We start from the raw sequence: 22809 nt of genomic DNA, 5'->3' as shown, positions 1-22809 counted from the left end.
GACGGAGACAATGACCATCAATCTGCAAAAGCCGGACATCACCGAGCTTAAGCCACGCATCACCGTGTTCGGCGTCGGCGGCGGCGGCGGCAACGCCGTCAACAACATGATCACCGCCGGTCTGCGCGGCGTCGAGTTCGTTGTCGCCAACACCGACGCGCAGGCGCTGACCATGTCGAAAGCCGACCGGCTGATCCAGCTCGGCGCGCATGTCACCGAGGGGCTGGGCGCCGGATCCCAGCCTGAAGTGGGCCGCGCGGCAGCGGAAGAATGCATCGACGAGATCATCGATCACCTGTCCAACACCCATATGTGCTTCGTCACCGCGGGCATGGGCGGCGGCACGGGCACGGGAGCGGCGCCGGTCGTGGCGCGCGCCGCCCGCGAGAAGGGCATCCTCACTGTCGGCGTCGTCACCAAGCCGTTCCATTTCGAAGGCCAGCGCCGCATGAAGACGGCGGATTTCGGCATCGAGGAGCTGCAGAAATGCGTCGACACGCTGATCGTCATCCCTAACCAGAACCTGTTCCGGCTGGCCAATGACAAGACCACCTTCGCCGACGCGTTCGCCATGGCTGACCAGGTTCTCTATTCGGGTGTAGCCTGCATCACCGACCTGATGGTCAAGGAAGGCCTGATCAATCTCGACTTCGCCGACGTTCGTTCGGTGATGCGCGAGATGGGTAAGGCGATGATGGGCACCGGCGAGGCATCGGGCGAGGGCCGCGCGATGGCGGCCGCGGAAGCCGCGATCGCCAACCCGCTGCTCGACGAGACCTCGATGAAGGGCGCCAAGGGCCTGCTGATCTCGATCACCGGCGGCCGCGACCTGACGCTGTTCGAAGTCGACGAAGCGGCGACCCGCATCCGCGAGGAGGTCGACCAGGACGCCAACATCATCCTGGGCGCCACTTTCGACGAGGAGCTCGAAGGCGTCATCCGCGTCTCGGTTGTGGCCACCGGCATCGACAAGTCGGCGGCCGAAATCGCCGCCGCGCCGATCTCGATCCGCACCGCGCCGCAGAAGCCGGCCGCCCGCCCGGCCGTTGCCGCGGCGGAAAGCCGCCCCGCGCCGGTCCAGCAGGCTGCGTTCGAGCCGCGCGCCGCCGATCCGGTCGCGGAAGCGATCCAACTGGCCGAAGCAAACGCCGCGGCGATGGCACAAGCCCGTCCGGCGCCAATTGCCCATGCGGATGATTTCCGTCCGCAGAGCAAGATCTTCCAGGCTCCGCCGGCGCAGCCGCAACCGATGGTGCAGCCCGTGGTCCAGCAGATGCAGCCGGCGCCTCAGCCGCGCGAGATCCTGCGCGAAGTCCAGCAGCCGGTCGCGATGGCTCCCCAGCGCATGCCGCGCGTCGAGGACTTTCCGCCTGTCGTGAAGGCCGAGGTCGACGCCAAGAGCCGCCCGGCCGACCATGAGAACAGCGGACCGATGGGGCTCTTGAAGCGTCTGACCAACGGCCTGACGCGCCGCGAGGAAGAGCCTGCACGCCTGCAGCCGGCGCAGCCGCGCGAGCCCAAGCTGCGTCAGGCCGCACCGGAAGTGCGCCGTCTGGCAAGCCAGGACGCGCAGCTCTACGCGCCTCGTCGCGGCCAGCTCGACGACCAAGGCCGCCTGACGCCGCAGGCCAGGGCGACTCAGGAGGACGACCAGCTGGAAATTCCGGCGTTCCTGCGTCGCCAGGCCAACTGAGCGGTTAACGGGCTGTAACAATTGTTAACAGGCAAGCAAGGAATTGCTTGCCTGTTAACGTTTAAAATAATGCAAATTCAAGCACTTAAGAGGCTATCCATATGTCGGTTGCGGTTACAAAGAGTAAGAAACCGTGATTTGGACTATCCCTGACGGGACATTATCTTCATTGCCTACCGTCGTCGGTTTGCCGGGATTTCGGGGGAAGTGACCTGGCCTGCCGATTTTTACAAGAGAGCCGCGCCCTCGGGCTGGAGAAGCGGACCTAGGCATTTCGGGCTTATGGGGATTGTCTTGCACGACTATCAGACGACAGTGAAGACGCGCGCGTCGCTTACGGGCACCGGCGTTCACAGCGGCAAGGAAGTTTCCATCAGCTTTCTCCCGGCGGATGCCGACACCGGCATCGTTTTCCAGCTTTTTAGTGAGAACGGGCAAGGTCGCGAGTTCCGCGCCCTGTTTTCCGAGATCGGCGCAACCGACCTGTGCACCATGCTCGGTGATCCCTCTGGCGAGCACATCGCCACGGTCGAGCACATCATGGCGGCGCTGTTCGGGCTCGGCATCGACAATGTCATCATCGAGATCGACGGCCATGAGGTCCCTATCCTCGACGGCAGCGCCATGGCGTTCGTCGAGGCCATAGACCAGGCCGGCATCGAAACGCTGTCGGTCAAGCGGCGCTACATCCGGATCGTCAAGCCGGTCCGCATCGAGAACGGCGCCTCCTGGGCTGAGTTCAGGCCCTATGACGGCACTCGCTTCGAGGTCGAGATCGATTTCGAAAGCCCGGCGATCGGCCGGCAGCTGTTCGCGTCCGACATCAATGCGGACATTTTCCGCCGCGACATCGCGCGCGCCCGCACCTTCGGCTTCATGAAGGACGTCGAGCGGCTGTGGGCCGCCGGCTATGCGCTGGGATCCTCGCTTGAGAATTCGCTGGTCATCGGTGACGACAACCGCGTCATCAACATGGGCGGCTTGCGCTACCCCAACGAGTTCGTACGCCATAAGACGCTGGACGCCATGGGCGATCTGGCACTGGCCGGGGCCCGCTTCATCGGCTGCTTCCGCTCCTATCGTGGCGGCCATAGGCTGAATGCGGCCGCCTTGCGGCGCGTGCTGTCGGACCGTACCGCGTTCGAGATCGTCGAAACGACCCGCCGCGAGCGCGGCCGTGCGGCCGAGATGAGCGCCGTCAACGCGCCTCTCTATGCGCCCTGGATGATCTGAGTCGCCGCCACTTTCCGGACACCATCGCAGCTCGCTGGTGTTGCATGAATGCATCATTTGCCGGCGAAATCGCAGGGATGCTCCGGCGCGGCCCGGCCGCCACAAAAATGTTCGATTGCCTAGACATAGCGTTGCCGGGCAAGGCGGTTATGGTTTATGGCTGCTGCCGTCGATAGTGCATGTCGCCTGGAAGTGGGGACCAGTTTTGGGGAAACGATATGCAACAGGCACTGAAATAACGCCGAAAGGGCGCAATCCAATCATGTTCTTCAAGCGAGTCGGTCAATTGAAAGCGCCGCAGCGGTCCGTTTTCCTGGCGCTTTCGGTGGTTGTTCCATCGCTCTTCCTGTCTGCTTGCATGTCGTCGGAAAAAGATATCGACCTGTCGACCTATGTCGATCAGACCGAGCCGGCCGACGTTCTCTACAACCAAGGGCTCGCCAATCTGAATGCCGGACGCCTCGACGAGGCGAGCAAGAAGTTCGACGCGGTCGACCGCCAGCATCCTTATTCGGAGTGGGCCCGCAAATCGATGGTGATGGGCGCGTTCGCCGACTATCGCAAGGGCAGCTACGACGAAGCGATCTCGTCGGCCAAGCGTTATCTGACGCTGTATCCGTCAACGGATGACGCGGCTTATGCGCAGTACATCATCGGCCTTAGCTACTACCGCCAGATCAAGGACGTGACGCAGGATCAGAAGGAAGCGCGCCAGACCGTGCAGACCATGCAGGATCTCGTGACGCGCTGGCCTAATTCAGAATATGTCGATGACGCCAAGGAAAAGATCCGCTTCGCCAACGACCAACTCGCCGGCAAGGAGATGCAGATCGGCCGCTATTATCTCGAACGCCGCGAATACATCGCCGCGGTCAAGCGCTTTCGCAATGTGGTCGAGAATTATTCCAACACCCGGCATGTCGAGGAGGCGCTGGCGCGCCTGACCGAGAGCTATTATGCGATGGGCCTGACTTCGGAGGCGCAGACCGCTGCCGCCGTTCTCGGCACCAATTATCCCGACAGCCCATGGTACAAGGATTCCTACAAGCTCCTGCAGAGCAACGGGCTTGCGCCGCGCGAGAATGCCGGCTCGTGGATATCCAAGGCCGGGAAACTGATCACCGGCGCCTGATGCAGGCGTAACGATGCTTTCCAGGCTGTCGATCCGCGATATCGTCCTGATCGAGAAGCTGGATATCGACTTCCAGCCCGGTCTCTCGGTGCTGACGGGCGAGACCGGCGCCGGAAAATCCATCCTGCTCGACGCTCTGTCCTTGGCGCTTGGGGCTCGCGGTGACGCTTCCCTGGTGCGCCACGGCGCGGCACAGGGCCAGGTGATTGCCGTGTTCGACGTGCCGCGCAACCATCCGGTGCGCGCGTTGCTTGCCGAGAATGCCATCGAGGACGACGGCGACATCATCCTGCGCCGCTTGCAGACTGTGGACGGCCGCACCCGCGTCTTCGTCAACGATCAGCCGTCCAGCGTGACGCTGATGCGCGACGTCGGCCGCGCGCTGGTCGAGATCCACGGCCAGCATGACGAACGCGCCCTTGTCGATCCCGGCGCGCATCGCGACGTGCTCGACGCCTTCGGCGGCCATCTCGGCGCCGTCCGGTCGGCGGCCGAGGCCTGGCGGCACTGGCGCGCCTGCGAGCAGGAGCTCTCGCGCCATCGTGCCAAGGTGGCGGCGGCGGCGCGCGAAGCGGACTACCTGCGCGCAGCGGTCACGGAGCTGACCAAGCTCGATCCGCAGCCGGGTGAGGAGACTGAGCTTGCCGACTTGCGCGCCCACATGATGCGGGCCGAGAAGATCGCCTCCGAAATCCACGACGCGCAGGACGTGCTTTCGGGTCCATCCTCGCCCTTGCCGCAACTGGCCAGCCTGCTCAGGCGGTTGCAGCGCAAGGCCGGCGAGGCCCCCGGGCTGCTCGACGAAGTGGTCAAGTCGCTGGATGAGGCGATGCTGTCGCTCGACGCGGCGCAGTCGGGTGTCGAGGCGGCTTTGCGCGCCACCGAATATGATCCACAGCGGCTGGAAAAGGCGGAAGAGCGATTGTTTTCGCTGCGCGCGGCATCGCGCAAGCACAGCGTTGCCGTCGATGATTTGGCGCAATTGCGCGACACGATGGTTGCCGATCTTGCCGATCTCAATGCCGGCGAGGAGCGCCTTCATGGGCTGGAAAAGCAGGCGGCCGCAGCGCGCGAAGCCTATGACATCGCCGCCGCGCGGTTGTCCTCGCTTCGCCATGCCGCGGCGGTCGGCCTGACCAAGGCCGTGATGGCCGAACTGCCGGCGCTGAAGCTCGAACGCGCCGCCTTCATCGTCGAGATGAAGAGCGAGGCCGAGAGCCGCATGGAAGAGGGCATCGACCAGATCGAGTTCTGGGTGCGCACCAATCCCGGCACGCGACCCGGGCCGATGATGAAAGTTGCTTCCGGCGGCGAGCTTTCGCGCTTCCTGCTGGCGCTGAAGGTGGCGCTGGCCGACCGGGGCTCGGCGCCAACGCTGGTCTTCGATGAAATCGACACAGGGGTAGGCGGCGCCGTCGCGGATGCCATCGGCCAGCGGCTGGCAAGATTGTCCAGGCGCGTGCAGGTGCTCTCGGTCACCCATGCGCCGCAGGTGGCGGCCCGCGCGGCGACGCACTTCCTGATCTCCAAGTCCGGCAGCACCGACAAGGTCGCGACCGGCATCGCCGAAATGGACCGGGCGGCGCGCCAGGAAGAGATCGCGCGCATGCTGGCCGGCGCCACCATCACCGACGAAGCGCGCGCGGCCGCCGAGAGATTGCTGCGGGAGAATACGGCGGCTGCCTGAAAGCTCGTTTCCCGTGAAGGCGAGTCAGGATATGGCTGCATCCTGCTGTTCAGGAATGATTTTTTCGCAGGCCGGCTCCCTCCTGCCAAATCCTGATTTATAGTGGCGCCCAACCAAAGTGCGCCGCGCCTTGGTTATTGTTTTGCGCATGTCGTTGCCCCAAAATCGCACCGTATTTTGGGCGGCGTGCATTGGTCAGGGAAGCCGTGCGATGTCTGAAAGACCAGTCGATTCACTCAGTGAGAGCGAAGCCGAAGCGGAGCTGAAGCGCCTGGCGCAGGAGATCGCGGAGCACGACCGCCGCTACCATACCGAGGACGCGCCTGTTATCACCGACGCCGCCTATGATGCGCTGACCCGGCGCAACTTCGCCATCGAGCAGCGCTTTCCCGCCCTGGTGCGCGAGGATTCGCCATCGCGCAGGGTCGGTGCCGCGCCGGCGGAAGGCTTTGCCAAGGTGCGCCATGCCGTGCCCATGCTCAGCCTCGCCAAGGCCTATACCGACGAGGACGTCGCCGATTTCATCGAACGCGGCCGGCGCTTCTTCGACCGCGACAAGGATCTCGACATCGCCTTCACGGCCGAACCGAAGATCGACGGCCTGTCGGCGTCGCTGCGTTACGAGAACGGCGTGTTCGTGCAGGGCGCAACGCGCGGGGATGGCGCTGTCGGCGAAGACATCACCGCCAATCTGAGGACCATCGCCGATATTCCCGGCAGGCTGAAAGGCTCGGGCTGGCCCGAAATCATCGAGATACGCGGCGAGGTCTACATGACCTATGCCGAATTCGAGGCGCTGAAGCAGCGCTCAGCGGCCGCCGGCGGCCAGGACTATGTCAATCCGCGCAATACGGCGGCTGGGTCGCTGCGCCAGAAGGATCCATCGGTCACCGCCAGCCGGAACCTCAAATTCTTTGCCTATGCCTGGGGCTACACGACAGCCGACCCCGCTCCGACACAATACGATTCGGTGCAGAAATTCGCGGAATGGGGCTTCAAAGTCAGCCCGCTGATGGTGCGGGCGAGGTCGGTCGGCGAGCTGATCGCGCATTATCACCGCATCGAGGAACAGCGTTCTTCCTTGGGCTACGACATCGACGGCGTCGTCTACAAGGTCGACCAACTGGAGTTGCAGCGCCGGTGGGGCTTCGTCACCGGCGAACCGCGCTGGGCCATCGCGCACAAATTTCCGGCCGAACAGGCGATGACGACCGTGCAGAAGATCGATATCCAGGTCGGGCGCACCGGCACGCTGGCGCCGGTGGCGAGGCTTGCGCCCGTGACAGTCGGGGGCGTCGTGGTCGAGAACGTCACGCTGCACAACGAAGACTATATCAAGGGTTTCGACAGCAACGGCCAGCCGATCCGCGACGGCATCGACGTGCGCATCGGCGACACCGTGGTGATCCAGCGGGCAGGGGACGTCATCCCGCAGATCGTCAGTGTCGTCGTCGACAAGCGTCCGCCGGATGCCGTGCCTTACGAATTCCCACATACTTGCCCGATCTGCGGCTCGCCGGCGACGCGCGAAATCAACGAGAAGACCGGCAAGGAGGATTCCCGCAGGCGTTGCACGGGCGAACTGATCTGCCCCGCGCAAGCCGTGGAAGGGCTGCGCCACTTCGTGTCGCGCGGGGCCATGGATATCGAGGGACTAGGCGCGGAAAACATCGACCTGTTCTTCAATGCGGGCCTGGTCAAGACGGCCGCCGACATCTTCACGCTCAGGGATCGGCGTCCCGCCGTCACCAAGGCGCTGGCCGAGCGGCGCGAGGAGCAGGCGAGGCAGCGCGAGGCGGCGTCGGGCAAGACGCGCAAGAACGTGCGCAGCGTCGAGGACCGCAACTATGAAGGGTTGGACAAGCTCTTTGCGGCGATCGATTCGCGCCGCGAACCCGAGCTCGACCGCTTCATCTTTGCGCTTGGGATCCGCCATATCGGCGAAACGACGGCGGCCGTGCTTGCCCGGACGTTTTCGACAATCGAGGAACTGATCCGCGTCGGCAAGGAGACCGCGGCGGCTGACGATCCGCATAGTGTCTTCCCGTCGATCAACGGCATCGGCGACACGGTGATCAACGCGCTGGCCGATTTCTTCGGCAATGAGCGCAATGACGACGTGCTTGAGGCGCTGCTTAAGCAGGTCAGGCCGAAGCCGTATGTCGTCACCGTCTCGGCCGACAGCGTGGTCGCCGGCAAGACCATCGTGTTCACGGGCTCGCTGGAAAAGATGACGCGCTCCGAAGCCAAGGCGATGGCCGAACGGCTGGGCGCGAAGGTGGCGGGCTCGGTTTCGGCCAAGACCGATCTGGTGGTGGCGGGGCCCGGCGCCGGCTCGAAACTCAAGCTTGCCAGTGAACTCGGCATCGAGGTCATAGACGAGGACGCGTGGCTGCAGCGGATCGGCAAGGCATGATGTCAGGCGAATTCAAGGGGTTCGGCCGGAAGGCTATTCCGTTCCTGAAGGCACTTGATTTCCACCAGAGTCGCGAGTGGTTCGTAGAGAATCGCGACCTGTTCGAACAGGAATTGCGCGATCCGCTGGGCGATCTGGTGGAGACGCTCACACGCCGTTTCGGCGAGGCCGGGCTCGGCCTCAAGGGCGACCGCAAGAAATCACTGTTCCGGATCAACCGGGACGTGCGCTTCGCCAAGGACAAGCGGCCTTACAACCGGCATCTGTCGGCGATCCTGTCGCCCGACGGCACCAAGATGGAGCAGGGCGTGTTCTATGTCCACGTCGGGCTGGAACGCTGCTTCGCCGACATTGCCTGGTGGCAGCCCGCCCCGGAACTGTTGCTCGCCATGCGCAAGGCCATCGCGGCAAGGCCCGACAGGTTCCGCGCCCTGGTGGCCGCCTTGAAGAAGAATGGTCTTGAGTTCGAGACGGAGGGCCGCATGAAGCGCACGCCGCGGGGCTTCGAGCATGTCGGTGATTCCGATCTGGCCGAGGCCATCCGCAACCGTCATTTCTACGTCCAGCATGTCATCGATCCGGCGGGGATCCACACGGCGGCGCTGGTCGACGAGCTGGTCGATTTCACCATGCGCGCCAAGCCGCTGCTCGATTGGGGGAGGGCGATCGAGGGCAAGGTGGCGCAGGGCTAGGATTGGTCCTGGCAATCATTTCCGCTGATTGTTGGGCTCAACCGAATTCGTGTGACAAGGCGGGCCACGCTACCTAGATCAGGCCATTCTCCTGGGAGTTATCCATGGTGTCGGATGCAATTTCCGAGAACGGCGCAAAGAGCGATTTCTGGCAAGGCGTGCGGCTTTCCATGCCGGTCGTTGTGGCGTCGGCGCCGTTCGGGGTGCTGTTCGGGGCGCTGGCCGTCGACAATGGCTTCTCGGTGTTCGAAGCCTTCCTGATGAGTGCGATGATTTTCGGCGGCGCCAGCCAGATGGTCGGCATCGAGCTGTTCGGCCAGCATGTCGCGCCGTGGCTGATCGTGCTGTCAATCTTCGCCGTCAATTTTCGCCACGTGCTCTATTCGGCCGGTATCGGCCGGCGCATAGCGCACTGGCCTGTGGTCAGCCAAGCGCTCGGCTTCTTCATCCTCACCGATCCGCAATTCGCCGTCGCCGAGGCGAGGGCGCAATCCGGCGAGACGGTCGGCTTCGCCTGGTATCTCGGGCTCGGCCTGCCGGTCTATGTATTCTGGGTGATCGAAAGCGCGCTCGGCGCGGTGTTCGGCAAGCTCATCCCCGACACGCATGCGCTGGGCATCGATTTCCTGCTGCCGATCTATTTCCTTGGCCTGGTGATGGGCTTCCGCAAGCGGCCGTTGTGGCTGCCGGTGGTCGTCGCCAGTGCTTGCGCCTCGATCGTCGCCTACAAGACGGTAGGTTCGCCCTGGCACGTCTCGATCGGCGCCATCGCCGGCATGCTGCTGGCCGTCATCCTGCCGCCCCACCACTCAGGCGTGAAGGCACGGCCATGAGCACGACGTTCTGGATCATCATCGCCGGCGCGATCGCCACTTATCTTACGCGCATCGGCGGACATCTGGTCATCTCGCGCTTCGACAATATCCATCCGCGCGTCGAGGCCGGCCTCAACGCGGTGCCGGCGGCGGTGCTGACGACATTGGTGGCGCCGGAACTGTTGAATGCCGGACCGGCGGAATGGGCGGCGTTGGTTGTCACCGCTGTGGTTTCGCTGCGCGGCGGGCTGATGGCGATGTTTTTGGCTGGTGCGGCGATGCTGATCCTGGCGCGGCAGTTCGTGGGGTAGAGTTCCGGGCGCGATCGTTCGAACGCTGGCGCCGCCTTAGACGTACTCAAATCTTAGCGCCATGCGGTAACGGCGCCGTTGCCTTTTCCAGCCAGGCCAGCGTCTCGCCGTCGAGCATCGGCCCGATCTCGGCCAGCACGCGGGCGTGGTAGGTGTCGAGCCAATGCAGCTCGTCGCGGGTCAACAAATCCGAGCGCACCAGCCTGACGTCGATCGGCGCCAGGGTCAGCGTCTCGAAACCGTGCATGGCGATGTCGCCGCCGTCGATCTGCTCGGCCGGCGTCACCAGGATGAGGTTCTCGATGCGGATGCCGTAAGAACCTTCCTTGTAATAGCCCGGCTCGTTGGACAGCATCATGCCTTCGAGCAGCTTTTCGGTGCCCGTGCGGGCGATGCGTTGCGGGCCTTCGTGCACCGCCAGATAAGAGCCGACGCCATGGCCGGTGCCGTGGGCGAAGTCGCAGCCGTGCTTCCACAGCGCCATGCGGGCGACGGCGTCGATTTCCGAGCCGCGCGTGCCGGCGGGGAAACGCAGCGTGGAAATGCCGATCATGCCTTTCAGCACGAGCGTGAAGCGTTCGCGCATTTCCTCGGTCGGCTGGCCGATCGGCACGGTGCGGGTGATGTCGGTGGTGCCGTCCTGATATTGGGCGCCGGAATCGAGCAGGAACAGCTCGCCGGCCTGGAGCTTGCGGCTGGTGGCGCGTGAGACGCGGTAGTGCATGATGGCGCCATTCGGGCCGGCGCCCGAAATGGTGTCGAAGGAGACGTCGCGCAGCGGCATTTGCGTTTCCTCGCCGGTCTGCCGGCGCGTCTCTTCCAGCCGGGTGACGACCGCGATCTCGTCGAGCGAGCCGGGCTTCTGGCGGTCGAGCCAGCACAAAAGCTTCGCCACCGCCGCGCCATCGCGCCGATGCGCGGCGCGCGAGCCGTTGATCTCGGCCTGGTTCTTGGTGGCGCGCGGGATGCGGGCCGGGTCGGGAGCGGCAATCACCTCGCCGCCATTGTCCTCGACCAGCATGCGCAGCCTGTCGGCGGCCAAAACGGGGTCTAGCGCGATTTTCGCGCCGCTCTTGGCCAGCGCCACGACCGCTGCCTCGAATTCACCGGGCTCATGGGGCTCGGCAAGCTGGGTGAGATACGCCGCAACCTGGCGCGAGAATTTTCGGCTGTCCATGAATAGCCGGTGCCGTCCGTCGGCAGCGAGGACAGCAAAGCCGAGCGCCAGCGGCGTGTGCGGTACGTCGCCGCCACGGATGTTGAAGGCCCAGGCAATCGAGGAGGGATCCGTCAGCACCGCATGGGTGGCGCCCTCCTGGCCGATCGCCGCCGCCAGCCGCGCCAGCTTGTCCTTGGCGAGCTCGCCGGCAAAACCGATGGGATGGAGTTCGACAGGAGCGACCGGTGCATCCGGCTGATCCTTCCAGATTATGTCGATCGGGTTCGCCTCGAGCGGCACCAGCACGGCGCCGGTCTTTTCGGCCGAGGCCCGCAGCGCCTTGACCTCGCCGATCGTGTGCAGCCAGGGGTCGAAGCCGAGCCGCGCGCCCTTGCCGAGGTTATCCTTGAGCCAATTTGCAGGCGGATTGTCGACCAGGCTCTCGATCGAGAAGATACCGAGATCAACCTCGCCGCGCACCTGCAGCGTGTAGCGTCCGTCGACGAAGATGAAGGCGCGGTCGCGCAGGATGATGGCAACGCCGGCGGAGCCGCTGAAGCCGGTCAGCCATTTTAGCCGCGCCGAGCGGTCGGCGACATATTCGCCCTGATGCTCGTCGGCGCGGGGAACGACAAATCCATCCAGGCCGTTTTCCGCCAGCCATTGGCGCAGCAGCGCCACGCGCGGTCTGCCGACGGCCGGATTGCCAGCGGAATCAAAGGCCTGGAACATGGTGGCGTCTCCCTCGGATAGTGCCCGACCGTAGCGCATGGAGCTGGAAACCGGAATCGATTTCAGCAGGGCCAGACGGGGCTGCGTCACCGTTTGAGATGGATCGTCACCCAGCCTTCGCGGTGCAGCGTTCTGACATGGCGAAAGCTCTGGCCGACATAGGCGGAGATCACCGCGTCGCGCTGCCGGTCGAGGATGCCTGACAGCACCAGCGAGCCGCCGAGGCTGATGTGTCGCGCCATTTCCGGCGCAAGCCGCATCAGCGGCCGCGCCAATATGTTGGCGACGATCAGGTCGAAAGGCGCACGCCTGGCAAAGATCGGATGGTGGAATCCGGGCGCGGTCACCGTCTCCACCAGCGCCTTTACGTGGTTGAGCCGCGCATTGGCGGCGGCAACGCTTACCGCCACCGGATCGATGTCGGTCGCCAGCACGGGAATATGGAAGAGCTTGGCCACAGCGATGGCCAGCACCGCGCTGCCGGTGCCGAGGTCGAGCGCGTTGCGCGGCCGCTCGCGCCGCGTCACCTTTTCCAGCATTTCCAGGCATCCGGCGGTGGTGCCGTGGTGGCCGGTGCCGAAGGCCAGCCCCGCTTCGATCTCGATGGCAAGCTCGCCACTGTGGCGTTTGCGGCGATCATGCGCGCCATGCACGAAGAAACGGCCGGCACGCACCGGTTTCAGCCCTTCCAGCGAGCGCGCCACCCAGTCGATATCGGGCAAGGTCTCGCGCTCGACCGGCCTGGACAGGGCTAGCCCTGCCAGAATGTCCTTCACCCGCGCCTCGACCGCATCCACATCGCCGTCGGCATAGAGAGAGACTTCATGAATGTCCGCGTCCTCATCGACCTCCAGCACGGCTATCGGCAAGCCTTCGTCCTCAAAGGCGGCATCGAGGGCGGCGAAAATTCTGGTGGATTCGATCTTGCCGGCGGTGAAATGGAGCCGCGTCTGGGTCATGGATTCGCATCAGCCCTTGGCCGCGAGGCGTTTGAGCTTTTCCACCGCGGTGTCGGCGCTTTCGCCATAGGCGATCGTGCCGGCGAAATCGCCCTTGCCGTTGAGCAGCAGCACCGAGGCGGTATGGTCCATCGTGTAGTCGCCGTCGCCGGTGTCGACCTTCTTCCAGTAGATGCCGAAGGACTTCGCCATGGCGTGGACTTTGTCCGGGTCGCCCGATATGCCGGTGATGCGGTCAGAGAAATTGCTGACATAGGCGTTCATGACCGCGGGGGTGTCGCGCTCCGGATCGACTGAGACGAAATAGGCATGCAGGTTCTTGCCATCGTCACCAAGCGTCTTCAGCCAGCCGGACAGTTCGAACAGCGTGGTCGGGCAGACCTCTGGGCAGTGGGTGAAGCCGAAGAAGACCACGCTGGGGTGGCCCCGGAAGGCGGCTTCGGTGATCGGCGCGCCTTTCTGGTCGACCAGCGTAAAGGCGGCACCGAAAGGCTCGCCGCCATAGTGGCCGCGATACCAGTCGAAGGTCAGCCAGCCTATGCCGGCCGCCATCAGGACGAGAATGCCGACCAGTATTGAGCGCATCATCAGTAGGATTCCGTCTTGTAATTTCATCGGCATGCCGGCCATGGCCAGGCAGCCCTTGGTTCGGCGAACAGTCTTAGCGGTTCGACCGGGTACACGCAAAGGTGCCGCGTTGACGCAACCGGCCGTGACCTATCCCGGCGTTTTCATCGGGACCGGCGGCTTGCAATGCAATGTCCTTCGCCCCACCTGAGACCGGCAAACTTGAACCTCGGAGGCTATCTTGCAACGACTGATTGGGCGAAATCTGATCGGCGGCGCTCTGACCGCGTGCCTTGTCCTTGGCGCCGGTGCTGCAGTCGCCGATGAAGTCGGCAAGGTCGGCGTCGACTGGCTCGGCAACGACATCATCGTCGAAGCGATCAAGGATCCGAAGGTGGACGGCGTCACCTGCCACGTGTCCTATTTCGACCGCGGCATCATCGACCGCCTGCACAAGGGCAACTGGTTCGAGGATCCTTCCGATTCCTCGATTTCGTGCCGCCAGACCGGTCCGATCACCATCGGCGACATCGACATGAGCGAAGGCGGCGAGGAGGTGTTCAAGCAAGGCATCAGCCTGATCTGGAAGAAGCAGGTGGTGAACCGCATCTACGACAAGGCCAACGAGACGCTGATCTACCTCTCGCATTCGCGCCAGGTGCAGAACGGCTCGGCCAAAATGTCGGTCACCACCGTGCCGCTCTACGGCCAGAACGTGGTGTGGACCAAGGGCAAACCGAAATAGATGGATCCGTTTTTCCGTGCAATTGACCCGACCGACAATTGCTCCCGGCTTGCGGGAGCTATTGCCCTGACGTAAAGCCGCCCGTATGGACCGTTCCGAAAATCTCGTGCTGAAAGATCCCGAGCCGCGTATCCATCCGACGGCGGAGCTGAAAGCATGCAAGCTGGGCCGCTACGCCTCGATCGGCGAGCGGGTGGTACTGCGCGAAGTGAGCGTCGGCGATTTTTCCTACTTCGAGCGGCACGCCGAGGCGATCTACACGAGCATCGGCAAATTCTGCTCGATTGCCGCCAACAGCCGCATCAATGCACTGGATCATCCGATCGAGCGGCTGACCCAGCACAAGGTCAGCTACCGGCCCAACGAATATTTCCGCTGGCTGGGCGTCGATGCCGTCTTCCGCGAACGACGCCAGGCGAAGGCGGTGAGCATCGGCCATGACGTGTGGATCGGCCACGGGGCCGTGATCATGCCCGGCCTCACCATCGGCAATGGCGCCGTCGTCGGCGCCAATGCCGTCGTCACGCATGACGTGCCGCCTTATGCGATCGTCGCCGGGGTGCCGGCCAAGCCGCTTCGGCCGCGCTTCGCAGCCGATGTCGCGGCGCGGATCGAGGCTCTCGCCTGGTGGGACTGGCCGGTCGAAAAGCTCGCCAGCGCCGTTCCCGACATGCAGGCCATGACCATCGAGACCTTCCTGGACCGCTGGGAAAATCACGCCGCGTGAGTGACGCCGGCGCGGCTGAAGAGCACGCGCATTTGCGCCAAAGGCGCGCTTCAGGGAACCACTGTGCGAGCGCTCCGGACTGAACCCCTTCCGTCATGCGGGGGTGGCGCAACGGAAGGGGCTGGAGGTAAACCGCTGTGAAGCGGAAGGAACAGGCCTGTTTTGCCTGCACCGTTACTGTGACACCAAACCGATAAAGTGTGTTGTCCTTCCGATTCCCTTGATGCGTGCATTCGATTGCGGCGGTTGTATTTCTTTCCGATGGGAACCCGATATGGCCGCCGGTTGTTCCTTCCGGCGTACCGCACGGCGCGGCGCTGTTTGAGGGACCCCATGATCGAGAAGCTCTTCACCAAAATCGCCAACCGGGTAGCCCACCTTGCGGGGCTGTCGCCGACATTCGCACTCTGCTGCCTGATCGTCATCATCTGGGCAGTAAGCGGCCCACTCTTCGCCTTCTCGGACACTTGGCAACTGGTGATCAACACCGGGACGACGATCATCACCTTCCTGATGGTGTTTCTCATCCAAAACACCCAGAATCGAGACGGCGCGGCAATCCAGGCCAAACTGGACGAGTTGATCCGGGTCAGCGAAGCCAAGAACACCTTCATCGGTATCGAGCATCTGACCGAAGCCGAGGTCCAGGAGATCCGTGCCAAATGCGAGCGGGCAGCGAAGCGGCATGACGAGAAAATCGCGGCCGTAGCTGCCAAGAAAGCCGTGGCGTCAAAGAGCAAACCGAAAAAGCAGGTGGCTCGAAGCACCGGCTGAAACCGGTTAACCCCCAAGGGTTCCGTCGTTGCTCGAATGCGACCCGATCCGAACACCGGCTCTCATTTTTCGGACATGCTCATTGCTTCATGAATGCCGCGAAGGCATCCTTGTGGTCGGGGTGCCAGCGCGACAGAGCAGGGCGGTTTTCGATGATGTCGCCGATCGCCCAGGCCATGCGTTTCTCATCCAGCGGACGCGTCACCTCGTTGTCAGGGCACAGGATGTAGAAGTCGCGCTTTGTCAGGGATTCCAGCATGAAATCAATGACCTGTTCGCCGGTCCAGGCGTCGGCCGGCTTCTCGGTCGCACCCTCGGTCAGGCCGGTATAGGTGAAGCCCGGGATCAGCAGATGCGCCGACAGATGGGCACCCGGTTCGTTGCGCAGGGCATGCGCCAGTCCCTCGGTAAAGGTCTTCACGCCGGCCTTGGAGACGTTGTAGGCAAGGTTTCCAGGCGGCGTGGTGATGCCTTGCTTGGAGCCGGTGTTGACGATCAGGCCCGGCTGGCGGGCCGCCAGCATGCGGGGCACGAAGGCTTCGACGCCATGCACGACACCCCAGAAATTGATGTCCAGCAGCTGCTTCCAAGCGTCGCGGTTCTCCCACGGCTTACCCGGGTTGTTGCCGACACCAGCATTGTTCATCAGCAGCGACACATTGCCGAAGGCGCCAAAGGCTCTTTCGGCGAGACGATCCACGTCTTGTGCCTTCGAAACATCGGCGGCGACGGCCAGCACGGCATCGTCGCCGGCGATCGCGGACACAATACGGGCCGCATCCTCAAGACGCGGGCCGGCGACATCGGCAAGCACGATCTTCATGCCCATGAGAGCCAGCCGCTTCGCGGCGGCAAGACCAATGCCGCTGGCAGCGCCGGTAATGACTGCGGCATTGCCCGAACCAAGCGCGGGCAAAGCGGTCTGGAGTTCTGCGTCGGTCAGCATGGGCGGCGGATTCCTTCTTGCGATGGCGCCGAACTTAGCGCCGGAGCGGGCTGGCGCAAGCCTCCACGCGCCTGGCTGCGCTTCAGCAGCCGGCATGGGCCGGGTTGACCGGTCCAGCCGAGACTGCGCATGGTGCCTCGCAAAAAGGAGATTTCCCGATTGACGGACTGGATCGAAATCCTGAAGCAGCAGACCACCATCGGCGATCAGATGAACCGCGAAGTGCCGCAGATGCTGGCAAACCCCGAGATCAACGAAGCACAGGTGAAGACGCTGTTTTCCGCCTTGGAAAAACAGGCGGATTTCGTCGAGAAGCTGCGCATGGCGCTGGAAAAGTTCGGCCATGACTTTGCGGTCATCAAGGCGGCGGAACGGCTGGAAGAGCGCTACGCCGATCTTGCCGCGTCGGTGGCCGAGAAGCTGAAAGCGATGCGCGAATAGATCCCTATTTTTCGATCACGCGTGCGAAACGCCGGTCCGGCACAAGCCAGACCAGGGCAACCAGTACATAGATCGCGACGCCGATCCACTGGCTGATGAAGGTCAGCGGGATGGCGCAGAGATAGGCGACAAGCGAGATCTTGCCCTTGCGGTCGTTGCCGATCGCCCTGGCAAAGGCCGTATCGTTGCCGTGCAATCGGTGAAGCGTCACGACGAGAATGAAGTAGGCGATGGCGCACAGCGCAAGATCGGCGCCGTAGACGGCGACCGGCACCGGCGCGAAATGGTTTTCGCCCATGAAGGCCGTCGTCACCGGCATCAGCGACAGCCAGAACAGGAGATTGAGGTTCGCCCACAACACGCGGCCGTCGACCCGCTGCACGGTGTGGAACATATTGTGCAAATTGTTCCAGTAAAGGCCGACGTTGATGAAGGACAGCACGTAGCTGAAGAAGATCGGCCATAGCGGCAGCAAGGCCGAGAGATCCTCGCCGTGCGGCACCTTCAGTTCAAGCACCATGATGGTGATGATGATGGCCACGACGCCGTCGGTGAATGCCTCGACCCTGCCTTTGCCCATGATTTGCGCCCTATGTCCGGTGTCGATCGTTGAAGATGGTAAATCGTTAGCTGATGTTGTCAGGCCGATAAACGCCATCCGGGGAATTTCTCAACTATATCAGGGGAAACTCTCCCGCCAGGCCGGCTCGCGGCAATGGTTTGCTGTGGCAAATTGTTGACTTTTCTTGCCACAGTCCTCCATCGAAGACAGCCTCGGCTGAATCACATAAGGCCGAGCGATCGAATGGAGTGACTGATGAGATTTCGATTTCTGCTCTGCCTCGCGACCATTCTGGCCGCCATCCTCGGCACGTCGGCCGCCGCGTTCGCCTACAGCGCCCACACCACCACCAACCTCAACGTGCGCTCCGGGCCCGGGGCGGGATATGCCAAGGTGGGGACGCTGCCAGTCGGCTACAGGGTGAACGTCACCGGCTGCCAGCCGGGTTGGTGCAGAATCCATGGCGGCGGCCTCAGCGGCTGGGCCAGTTCCGGCTATCTCTCGCGGGCCCATGTCGTTCGCCCGCCAGTGATCATCGTGCGCCCGCCGCATCGTCCGCCGCACTGGCAGCATCGGCCGCACCGTCCTCCGCACCATCGCCCGCCGCACAAACCGCGTCCCGGGAAGTGCAAGATCGCACCGGGTTTCTCCTGCAAATAGCGGATTTTAGCGGGGTCACACGACAGGATGTCGTGACGGATCGGAACCATCGGCTCCGACACGAGCCTGTTCAGCCAACGGGTTTCCCGGTCCAGACAACGTCCGTCATGCTGTCAGGAGCCCGCCGGCCGGCCGGAACGTCGGGAGTAAGGGCGCGTTAAGGTCGCGATCCCTGAAACTGATGAAGAGGTTTGGCCATGGCCATTCGTGACTTGGCGCATACGCGCAACGAAGCAGGCGGCGAGGCTCTCGCAATTCCGGTGGTTGCCACAATGATCGCCGTTCTGTTTGCCGGCAGCACGGTGCTGACGCCGCTGTACATCATCTACAAGCAGCAATTCGGCTTTTCACAGATCACGCTGACGCTGGTCTACGCGGTCTATGTCGTCGGCAATCTCGGCGCCCTGCTGATGTTGGGCGGCGCGTCGGATGTCGTTGGGCGCCGGCCTGCCGCTCTCGCGGCCATGATCGTCGCCGTCGCCAGCGCGCTTGTCTTTCTGTTCGCCAACAATGTCGTTCTGCTCGATGTGGCGCGCGTCCTGAGCGGGCTTGGCATCGGTGTCGGCGCGGGGACCGGAACGGCATGGATCGCCGAGCTTCTCCCCGGCGCTGACAAGGCGCGCGCCAGCGTCATTGCCACCAGCACCAATTTCCTGGGCCTCGGTTTCGGCGCACTCGTTTCGGGACTGTTGGCGCAGTATGAACCGTGGCCCTTGCGCCTGGTCTTCATCGTCTATCTGGCGGCGCTTGTATTCGTCTCCATCCTGGTCTGGCGTACACGCGAAACGGTGGCGGAGCCTGGCGGCCCCGGGCAGATTTCCATGCGGCCGCACTTTGCCGTGCCGGATGAAATCCGCGCGCGCTTCGTCGCGCCGGCGGTGACCGGTTTCGGCGCCATGGCGCTGGTCGGCTTCTATGCCGCGGTGGCGCCAAGCATCCTGGCGCAGCAACTGCATGAGACGAACCATGCTGTCGCCGGTGCGCTGTTCTTCGAATTGGCGATCGTCACCGCGCTCAGCATCGTAGCGCTGAAGCAAATGCAGAGCGGCAAGGCCATGCTGACCGCGCTGGCGTTGATGATTCCCAGCATCCTCATGGTGGTGGCGGCGCAGATGCTGGCGTCGATGGCGCTGATGATCGCCGCCACCGCCTGCTGCGGCGTGACGGCCGCACTCGGCTATCGTGGCAGCCTGCAGGTGGTGAACGAGATCGCACCGGAGGATCGCCGCGCCGAAGTGGTATCCAGCTTCTTCATCTGCTGCTTTATCGGCAATGCCTTGCCCGTCATCGGTATTGGCATCATCTCGACCTATGCCAGCCCCATCGCGGCCAGCCTGGCGTTCGCCGGCATGATCATCGTGTTTGCGCTGGTCGCGCTGGGCTTTGGGTTGAAAAACAGGCCTTGAGAGCGGCCAGCTTCAGCCGTTCGGCGTCTCTGGGGAAAAATGCGCGCGCTGGCGCGGCACGCCGAGCCCGGTGTCGGGCGGCTCGCCGGCGGCCGGCCGGTTCTCGATCATGTGCAGGGTGCGCCAGCCGCCGAGACGGTAGTAGGCCGCGGCCAGCAGCAGGGAGGTGATCGAGCCGGCGGGGAAACTCCACCACAGCGCCTCCTCGCCGATCACATCCCGCATGAAATAGGCAAAGCCGGTGCGCACGACCAGTACCGAGATCACCAGGATGACCAGCGGCGGCATCACGGCGCCCGTGGCGCGCACGGTGGCGAACAGCACGATGGTGACGCCGAACAGGATGAACGACCAGGACGCGACGTTGTTGATGTGAGCGGCGATGTCTATCGCCGCGCTGTCGCGGCTCAGGAACAGGCTGAGGATCGAGCGATCGAAGACCCATAGAAGTGCCACGAGAGCACCGGTCAGCACCAGGTTGAAGCCGACGCCTGACGCTGCGATGCGGCTGATGCGGTCCCAGCGGCCGGCGCCGACGTTCTGCGCCGCCATCGAGGACACGGCCGCGCCGATGGCGAGCGCGGGCATCTGGATGTAGGTCCATAACTGCGCGGCGATGCCGTAGGCGGCGGCCACCTGCGAACCGTAGGAATTGACGATGCCCATCACCGTCAGGGCCGCGGCCGAAATCACGATCATCTGCAAACCCATCGGAACGCCCTTGAAGACGACGACGCGCAGCAAGGCGGGGTCCGGCCGCAGCAGCGCCAGATTGGCGCCGGCCAGACGCAGCGGATGCTTGCGGACATAGAGCACGATCAGGATGGCAATGACGCTCACTGTCTGGCCGACAAGCGTCGAGGTCGCCGAGCCGGCGATGCCGAGCTCGGGGAACGGCCCGATGCCGCGGATGAGCAGTGGGTTCAAGATGATGTCGAGCACGACGGCGAGCGCCATGAAAAAGAACGGCGTGCGCGAATCGCCGGCGCCGCGCAGCACCGTCATGACAAAGGACAGAAGGTTCATCATCGGCACGGCGACGAAGATGATGCGCAAATAGGAGCGCGCCAGCGGCAAGGCGTCGGGCGGTGTGCCGAGCGCGCCCAGAATGGTGTCGACCCAGATCCAGCCGCAGACGGCGAACAGCACCGAGACGAAGAAAAAGAAGGTGGCGCTGGTGCCGACGATGCGGCGTGCCTCGGGGAGATCGCGGGCGCCGACCGATTGCGCCACCAGTATGGTGGCCGCCATGCCGATGCCGAATACCGTGCCGAGGATGAGGAACAGCACCAGATTGGCATTCGAGGTGGCGGTAAGCGCGGATTCGCCGAGGAAGCGGCCGACCCAGACAGCGTTGACCGAGCCGTTGAGCGATTGCAGCACGTTGGAGCCGAGCACCGGCAGGGCGAACAGCAGGAGCGTGCGCGGAATGGGGCCGCTGGTCAGGTCACCGGTGCGCCGGCGCGCGGGCATCTTTTCATCCATGGCGGGCATCCGGCAAAGCTGGTTCTTTTGAGTCCGGCACGCAGGATACCGCAGGCCCGACCGGGATGCACCCTTGCGAAAGGAGCGACGGCGGGCAAGGCACGCCGTCGTGCATCCGATCAAGCTTGTCGGGCAGGAGGCGCCAGGCGGCGCCTGCTGCAAGATGCTTACTTCCTGGCGAGGCCGGGAAGCGTGACCTGATAGACAAGGAACATGGTGTCGACATCGGCGCCGTCCTCGGCCTTGTAGGGCGCGCCGACCTGGAAACCGTCCTGGGCGAGGAAATCGTTGTCGTTGGCGACGAACAGGAAATAGTCGTCGGGCAGCTTCGGATCGAGCACGCTCGCCAGCGACATCGCTTCCCACTTTTCCGAGAGGTTGTCCTTGTCATTGGGCGCGCCATTGTGCAGGCCGAAGCGGGCAAGCTCGGCCTTGTCGTTGATGTCGATGAACGGCGTCAGCCTTGCCGGCGTCACCGACGGATCGAGCACGCCCTTGGGCGCCACCGGCTTGTCGGCGGCATCGAAGGGACCGCCGGCGATGTCGGTCGCGCCGGAAAGGTCGACAATGTCGATCTTGCGATACAGCGACTCTTCGCCCTTCAGGCCCTGGCCATTGCCGCTGTCGCGCGCCAGCATCAGGAAAGCCGTGTCCGACAGCGCCACGATCTCGCTTTGCGCAGCCACCTTGGTCTTGCCCTTGGCGTCCTTGAACACCGGCAGCGGCACGACATATTCATGTGCCAGCTTGAGATGGGCAAGATCGGAGGCGTCATAGACCAGCGCCCTGGTGTTCTGGCGCGTCGAGGCCGAATCGCCGCCGTCCTGCCGGGTCGCCGACTGCAAGACCGCGATCACGAACTTGCCGTCCGGCGTCATTGCCATGCCTTCGAGGCCCTGATTGTTCTGGCGGCCGGTTTCGGGATCCTTTGGGTCGGGTTCGGCAGCACCTGGGCCCGGATTGTCGGAAGCAAAATTGGCCGTGCCGTGGCGCATCGGCACGAGCGCGGCCGGAGGCTGGGTCGCCGACATCAGACGGCCGTCGGCGGAGAAGCGGTAGATGTCGGGACCGTATTCGTCGGAGACGAGCATGGTGCCGTCGGGCAGCCGCACGATCGCCTCGTTGTCGAGCGCGAGCTTGCCATTGTCGGCCTGCGGCAGGACAGGCATGTCGCCGGCGGCGGGACGCACGCCGTTCAGCGGGTCGAGACCGCTGGCGTCGGCGCCCTTGTCGTCGGTCAGGAGCATGGTGTCGGCGAGCGTCGCCTTGACGCCGGTCTGCTCCTGGCCGGCCGCGGGCGCGGCACCTGGCGCCACCGGGGCGAACTCGATGTTGATCGTGTTGAGGCGCGGCCGGTAGTCGGTGGTACCGACGACGTTATAACCGCGGTCGGGCAGCAGCCACAGCGAGCCTCTGTAGGTGCCGGCATCATGCGTCCAGCCCGCGGTGTCGATCGACATGCCGGAGCCGGAGCCGAAGGTCTCGCCGAACCTGTCGCGCTGGCCGGCCGGGATGCGGCCAACCCCCACCAGCCCCTTGTTGACGAAACTGGCGCCGCCGACGCTGGCCGAGCTGTCGGCGAAGGCGGGCAGCGAAACGGCCGAGGCCGCCAGCGCGGCGACCAGCAGCCGCAACGAGAATGAGCGTAGATGCGTCATGGATATCCC

At 64.0% G+C, this 22809-nt stretch carries 21 protein-coding genes; 14 read left to right on the top strand and 7 right to left on the bottom strand.

The annotated features are described in order from the left end of the window. The first annotated feature begins 10 nt into the window (after positions 1–10). The 8 genes from ftsZ to FJ942_RS16365 all read left to right on the top strand — a co-directional run bounded on the left by ftsZ (position 11) and on the right by FJ942_RS16365 (position 9979). Positions 11–1693 (top strand): cell division protein FtsZ, encoded by a 1683-nt coding sequence (gene ftsZ / locus FJ942_RS16400; RefSeq protein ID WP_140495229.1) that lies wholly within the window; start codon positions 11–13, stop codon positions 1691–1693. Positions 1694–1975: 282 nt separating this feature from the next. Further along, positions 1976–2926 carry a UDP-3-O-acyl-N-acetylglucosamine deacetylase gene (gene lpxC / locus FJ942_RS16395; RefSeq protein WP_140495231.1) on the top strand — a complete coding sequence of 317 codons (951 nt, stop codon included), beginning with the start codon at positions 1976–1978 and terminating at the stop codon, positions 2924–2926. Between the two features lie 262 nt (positions 2927–3188). Then, a complete protein-coding gene (locus tag FJ942_RS16390) occupies positions 3189–4058 on the top strand; it encodes an outer membrane protein assembly factor BamD (RefSeq protein WP_140495233.1) in 870 nt (289 codons plus the stop codon). Between the two features lie 13 nt (positions 4059–4071). After that, positions 4072–5745 (top strand): DNA repair protein RecN, encoded by a 1674-nt coding sequence (recN, locus tag FJ942_RS16385; RefSeq protein WP_140898229.1) that lies wholly within the window; start codon positions 4072–4074, stop codon positions 5743–5745. 211 nt (positions 5746–5956) lie between these two features. Next, positions 5957–8161, top strand: coding sequence for an NAD-dependent DNA ligase LigA (gene ligA, locus FJ942_RS16380; RefSeq protein WP_140630921.1), 2205 nt, complete (start codon positions 5957–5959; stop codon positions 8159–8161). Beyond that, on the top strand, positions 8161–8853 hold the full coding sequence (locus tag FJ942_RS16375) for a TIGR02453 family protein (RefSeq protein ID WP_140898271.1): 693 nt from the start codon (positions 8161–8163) through the stop codon (positions 8851–8853). Before ligA ends, FJ942_RS16375 begins: the two co-directional genes overlap by 1 nt. A 104-nt stretch (positions 8854–8957) precedes the next feature. Then, positions 8958–9686: an AzlC family ABC transporter permease gene (locus tag FJ942_RS16370; RefSeq protein ID WP_140495239.1), complete on the top strand. Its 729-nt coding sequence runs from the start codon at positions 8958–8960 to the stop codon at positions 9684–9686. After that, positions 9683–9979 carry an AzlD family protein gene (locus FJ942_RS16365; RefSeq protein ID WP_140495242.1) on the top strand — a complete coding sequence of 99 codons (297 nt, stop codon included), beginning with the start codon at positions 9683–9685 and terminating at the stop codon, positions 9977–9979. The genes FJ942_RS16370 and FJ942_RS16365 overlap by 4 nt, the downstream gene beginning before the upstream one ends. A 46-nt stretch (positions 9980–10025) precedes the next feature. On the opposite strand, the gene FJ942_RS16360 is transcribed toward FJ942_RS16365, so the two are convergent. The 3 genes from FJ942_RS16360 to FJ942_RS16350 all read right to left on the bottom strand — a co-directional run bounded on the left by FJ942_RS16360 (position 10026) and on the right by FJ942_RS16350 (position 13417). Then, a complete protein-coding gene (locus FJ942_RS16360; RefSeq protein ID WP_140898227.1) occupies positions 10026–11870 on the bottom strand; it encodes an aminopeptidase P family protein in 1845 nt (614 codons plus the stop codon). Positions 11871–11956: 86 nt separating this feature from the next. Further along, positions 11957–12829 carry a 50S ribosomal protein L11 methyltransferase gene (locus tag FJ942_RS16355; protein WP_140521202.1) on the bottom strand — a complete coding sequence of 291 codons (873 nt, stop codon included), beginning with the start codon at positions 12827–12829 and terminating at the stop codon, positions 11957–11959. A 9-nt stretch (positions 12830–12838) separates the two neighbouring features. Beyond that, the gene (locus tag FJ942_RS16350; protein WP_140495247.1) at positions 12839–13417 is read right to left on the bottom strand and encodes an SCO family protein; all 579 of its coding nucleotides are present in this window, start codon (positions 13415–13417) and stop codon (positions 12839–12841) included. Between the two features lie 220 nt (positions 13418–13637). On the opposite strand from FJ942_RS16350, the gene FJ942_RS16345 reads away from it, so the two are divergent. From FJ942_RS16345 to FJ942_RS16335, 3 genes are all read left to right on the top strand, one after another. Continuing rightward, entirely contained in the window at positions 13638–14141 is a 504-nt protein-coding gene (locus tag FJ942_RS16345; RefSeq protein WP_181169921.1) for a CreA family protein, read from the top strand. Positions 14142–14226: 85 nt separating this feature from the next. After that, complete coding sequence (locus tag FJ942_RS16340; RefSeq protein ID WP_140557546.1) at positions 14227–14868, top strand: DapH/DapD/GlmU-related protein; 642 nt, start codon at positions 14227–14229, stop codon at positions 14866–14868. 333 nt (positions 14869–15201) lie between these two features. Further along, a complete protein-coding gene (locus FJ942_RS16335) occupies positions 15202–15642 on the top strand; it encodes a low affinity iron permease family protein (RefSeq protein ID WP_181165307.1) in 441 nt (146 codons plus the stop codon). A 79-nt stretch (positions 15643–15721) separates the two neighbouring features. On the opposite strand, the gene FJ942_RS16330 is transcribed toward FJ942_RS16335, so the two are convergent. After that, positions 15722–16588, bottom strand: coding sequence for an SDR family NAD(P)-dependent oxidoreductase (locus tag FJ942_RS16330; protein WP_140557548.1), 867 nt, complete (start codon positions 16586–16588; stop codon positions 15722–15724). A 159-nt stretch (positions 16589–16747) separates the two neighbouring features. On the opposite strand from FJ942_RS16330, the gene FJ942_RS16325 reads away from it, so the two are divergent. Then, entirely contained in the window at positions 16748–17029 is a 282-nt protein-coding gene (locus FJ942_RS16325) for a hypothetical protein (RefSeq protein ID WP_140557550.1), read from the top strand. Between the two features lie 4 nt (positions 17030–17033). Here the strand turns inward: FJ942_RS16325 and FJ942_RS16320 are convergent, their stop codons facing one another. Further along, the gene (locus FJ942_RS16320) at positions 17034–17609 is read right to left on the bottom strand and encodes a TMEM175 family protein (RefSeq protein WP_140495258.1); all 576 of its coding nucleotides are present in this window, start codon (positions 17607–17609) and stop codon (positions 17034–17036) included. A 237-nt stretch (positions 17610–17846) separates the two neighbouring features. On the opposite strand from FJ942_RS16320, the gene FJ942_RS16315 reads away from it, so the two are divergent. Beyond that, positions 17847–18251, top strand: a complete 405-nt coding sequence (locus FJ942_RS16315; RefSeq protein ID WP_140557552.1) for an SH3 domain-containing protein — start codon at positions 17847–17849, stop codon at positions 18249–18251. Between the two features lie 197 nt (positions 18252–18448). Beyond that, on the top strand, positions 18449–19657 hold the full coding sequence (locus tag FJ942_RS16310; RefSeq protein WP_140898225.1) for an MFS transporter: 1209 nt from the start codon (positions 18449–18451) through the stop codon (positions 19655–19657). 12 nt (positions 19658–19669) lie between these two features. Here FJ942_RS16310 and FJ942_RS16305 read toward each other — a convergent pair whose 3' ends face one another. Further along, entirely contained in the window at positions 19670–21142 is a 1473-nt protein-coding gene (locus tag FJ942_RS16305; protein ID WP_140579999.1) for an MATE family efflux transporter, read from the bottom strand. A 167-nt stretch (positions 21143–21309) separates the two neighbouring features. After that, positions 21310–22800, bottom strand: coding sequence for an esterase-like activity of phytase family protein (locus FJ942_RS16300; protein ID WP_140898223.1), 1491 nt, complete (start codon positions 22798–22800; stop codon positions 21310–21312). Between the last annotated feature and the right edge of the window lie 9 nt (positions 22801–22809).

Origin of the sequence: Mesorhizobium sp. B2-4-2 (assembly GCF_006442845.1) — a bacterium.
GTDB lineage: Bacteria > Pseudomonadota > Alphaproteobacteria > Rhizobiales > Rhizobiaceae > Mesorhizobium.
This window is presented reverse-complemented; position numbering and strand designations above follow the sequence as displayed.

Excerpts from the sequence above, each read along its gene's own strand:
- lpxC (WP_140495231.1), top strand. The coding sequence starts at position 1,976 with ATGGGGATTGTCTTGCACGACTATCAGACGACAGTGAAGACGCGCGCG.
- FJ942_RS16305 (WP_140579999.1), bottom strand. The coding sequence starts at position 21,142 with ATGGATGAAAAGATGCCCGCGCGCCGGCGCACCGGTGACCTGACCAGC.
- FJ942_RS16330 (WP_140557548.1), bottom strand. The coding sequence starts at position 16,588 with ATGCTGACCGACGCAGAACTCCAGACCGCTTTGCCCGCGCTTGGTTCG.
- FJ942_RS16365 (WP_140495242.1), top strand. The coding sequence starts at position 9,683 with ATGAGCACGACGTTCTGGATCATCATCGCCGGCGCGATCGCCACTTAT.
- FJ942_RS16375 (WP_140898271.1), top strand. The coding sequence starts at position 8,161 with ATGTCAGGCGAATTCAAGGGGTTCGGCCGGAAGGCTATTCCGTTCCTG.
- FJ942_RS16390 (WP_140495233.1), top strand. The coding sequence starts at position 3,189 with ATGTTCTTCAAGCGAGTCGGTCAATTGAAAGCGCCGCAGCGGTCCGTT.
- FJ942_RS16310 (WP_140898225.1), top strand. The coding sequence starts at position 18,449 with ATGGCCATTCGTGACTTGGCGCATACGCGCAACGAAGCAGGCGGCGAG.
- FJ942_RS16315 (WP_140557552.1), top strand. The coding sequence starts at position 17,847 with ATGAGATTTCGATTTCTGCTCTGCCTCGCGACCATTCTGGCCGCCATC.
- FJ942_RS16340 (WP_140557546.1), top strand. The coding sequence starts at position 14,227 with ATGGACCGTTCCGAAAATCTCGTGCTGAAAGATCCCGAGCCGCGTATC.
- FJ942_RS16360 (WP_140898227.1), bottom strand. The coding sequence starts at position 11,870 with ATGTTCCAGGCCTTTGATTCCGCTGGCAATCCGGCCGTCGGCAGACCG.
- ligA (WP_140630921.1), top strand. The coding sequence starts at position 5,957 with ATGTCTGAAAGACCAGTCGATTCACTCAGTGAGAGCGAAGCCGAAGCG.
- FJ942_RS16350 (WP_140495247.1), bottom strand. The coding sequence starts at position 13,417 with ATGATGCGCTCAATACTGGTCGGCATTCTCGTCCTGATGGCGGCCGGC.
- FJ942_RS16370 (WP_140495239.1), top strand. The coding sequence starts at position 8,958 with ATGGTGTCGGATGCAATTTCCGAGAACGGCGCAAAGAGCGATTTCTGG.
- FJ942_RS16335 (WP_181165307.1), top strand. The coding sequence starts at position 15,202 with ATGATCGAGAAGCTCTTCACCAAAATCGCCAACCGGGTAGCCCACCTT.
- FJ942_RS16320 (WP_140495258.1), bottom strand. The coding sequence starts at position 17,609 with ATGGGCAAAGGCAGGGTCGAGGCATTCACCGACGGCGTCGTGGCCATC.
- ftsZ (WP_140495229.1), top strand. The coding sequence starts at position 11 with ATGACCATCAATCTGCAAAAGCCGGACATCACCGAGCTTAAGCCACGC.
- recN (WP_140898229.1), top strand. The coding sequence starts at position 4,072 with ATGCTTTCCAGGCTGTCGATCCGCGATATCGTCCTGATCGAGAAGCTG.
- FJ942_RS16355 (WP_140521202.1), bottom strand. The coding sequence starts at position 12,829 with ATGACCCAGACGCGGCTCCATTTCACCGCCGGCAAGATCGAATCCACC.
- FJ942_RS16300 (WP_140898223.1), bottom strand. The coding sequence starts at position 22,800 with ATGACGCATCTACGCTCATTCTCGTTGCGGCTGCTGGTCGCCGCGCTG.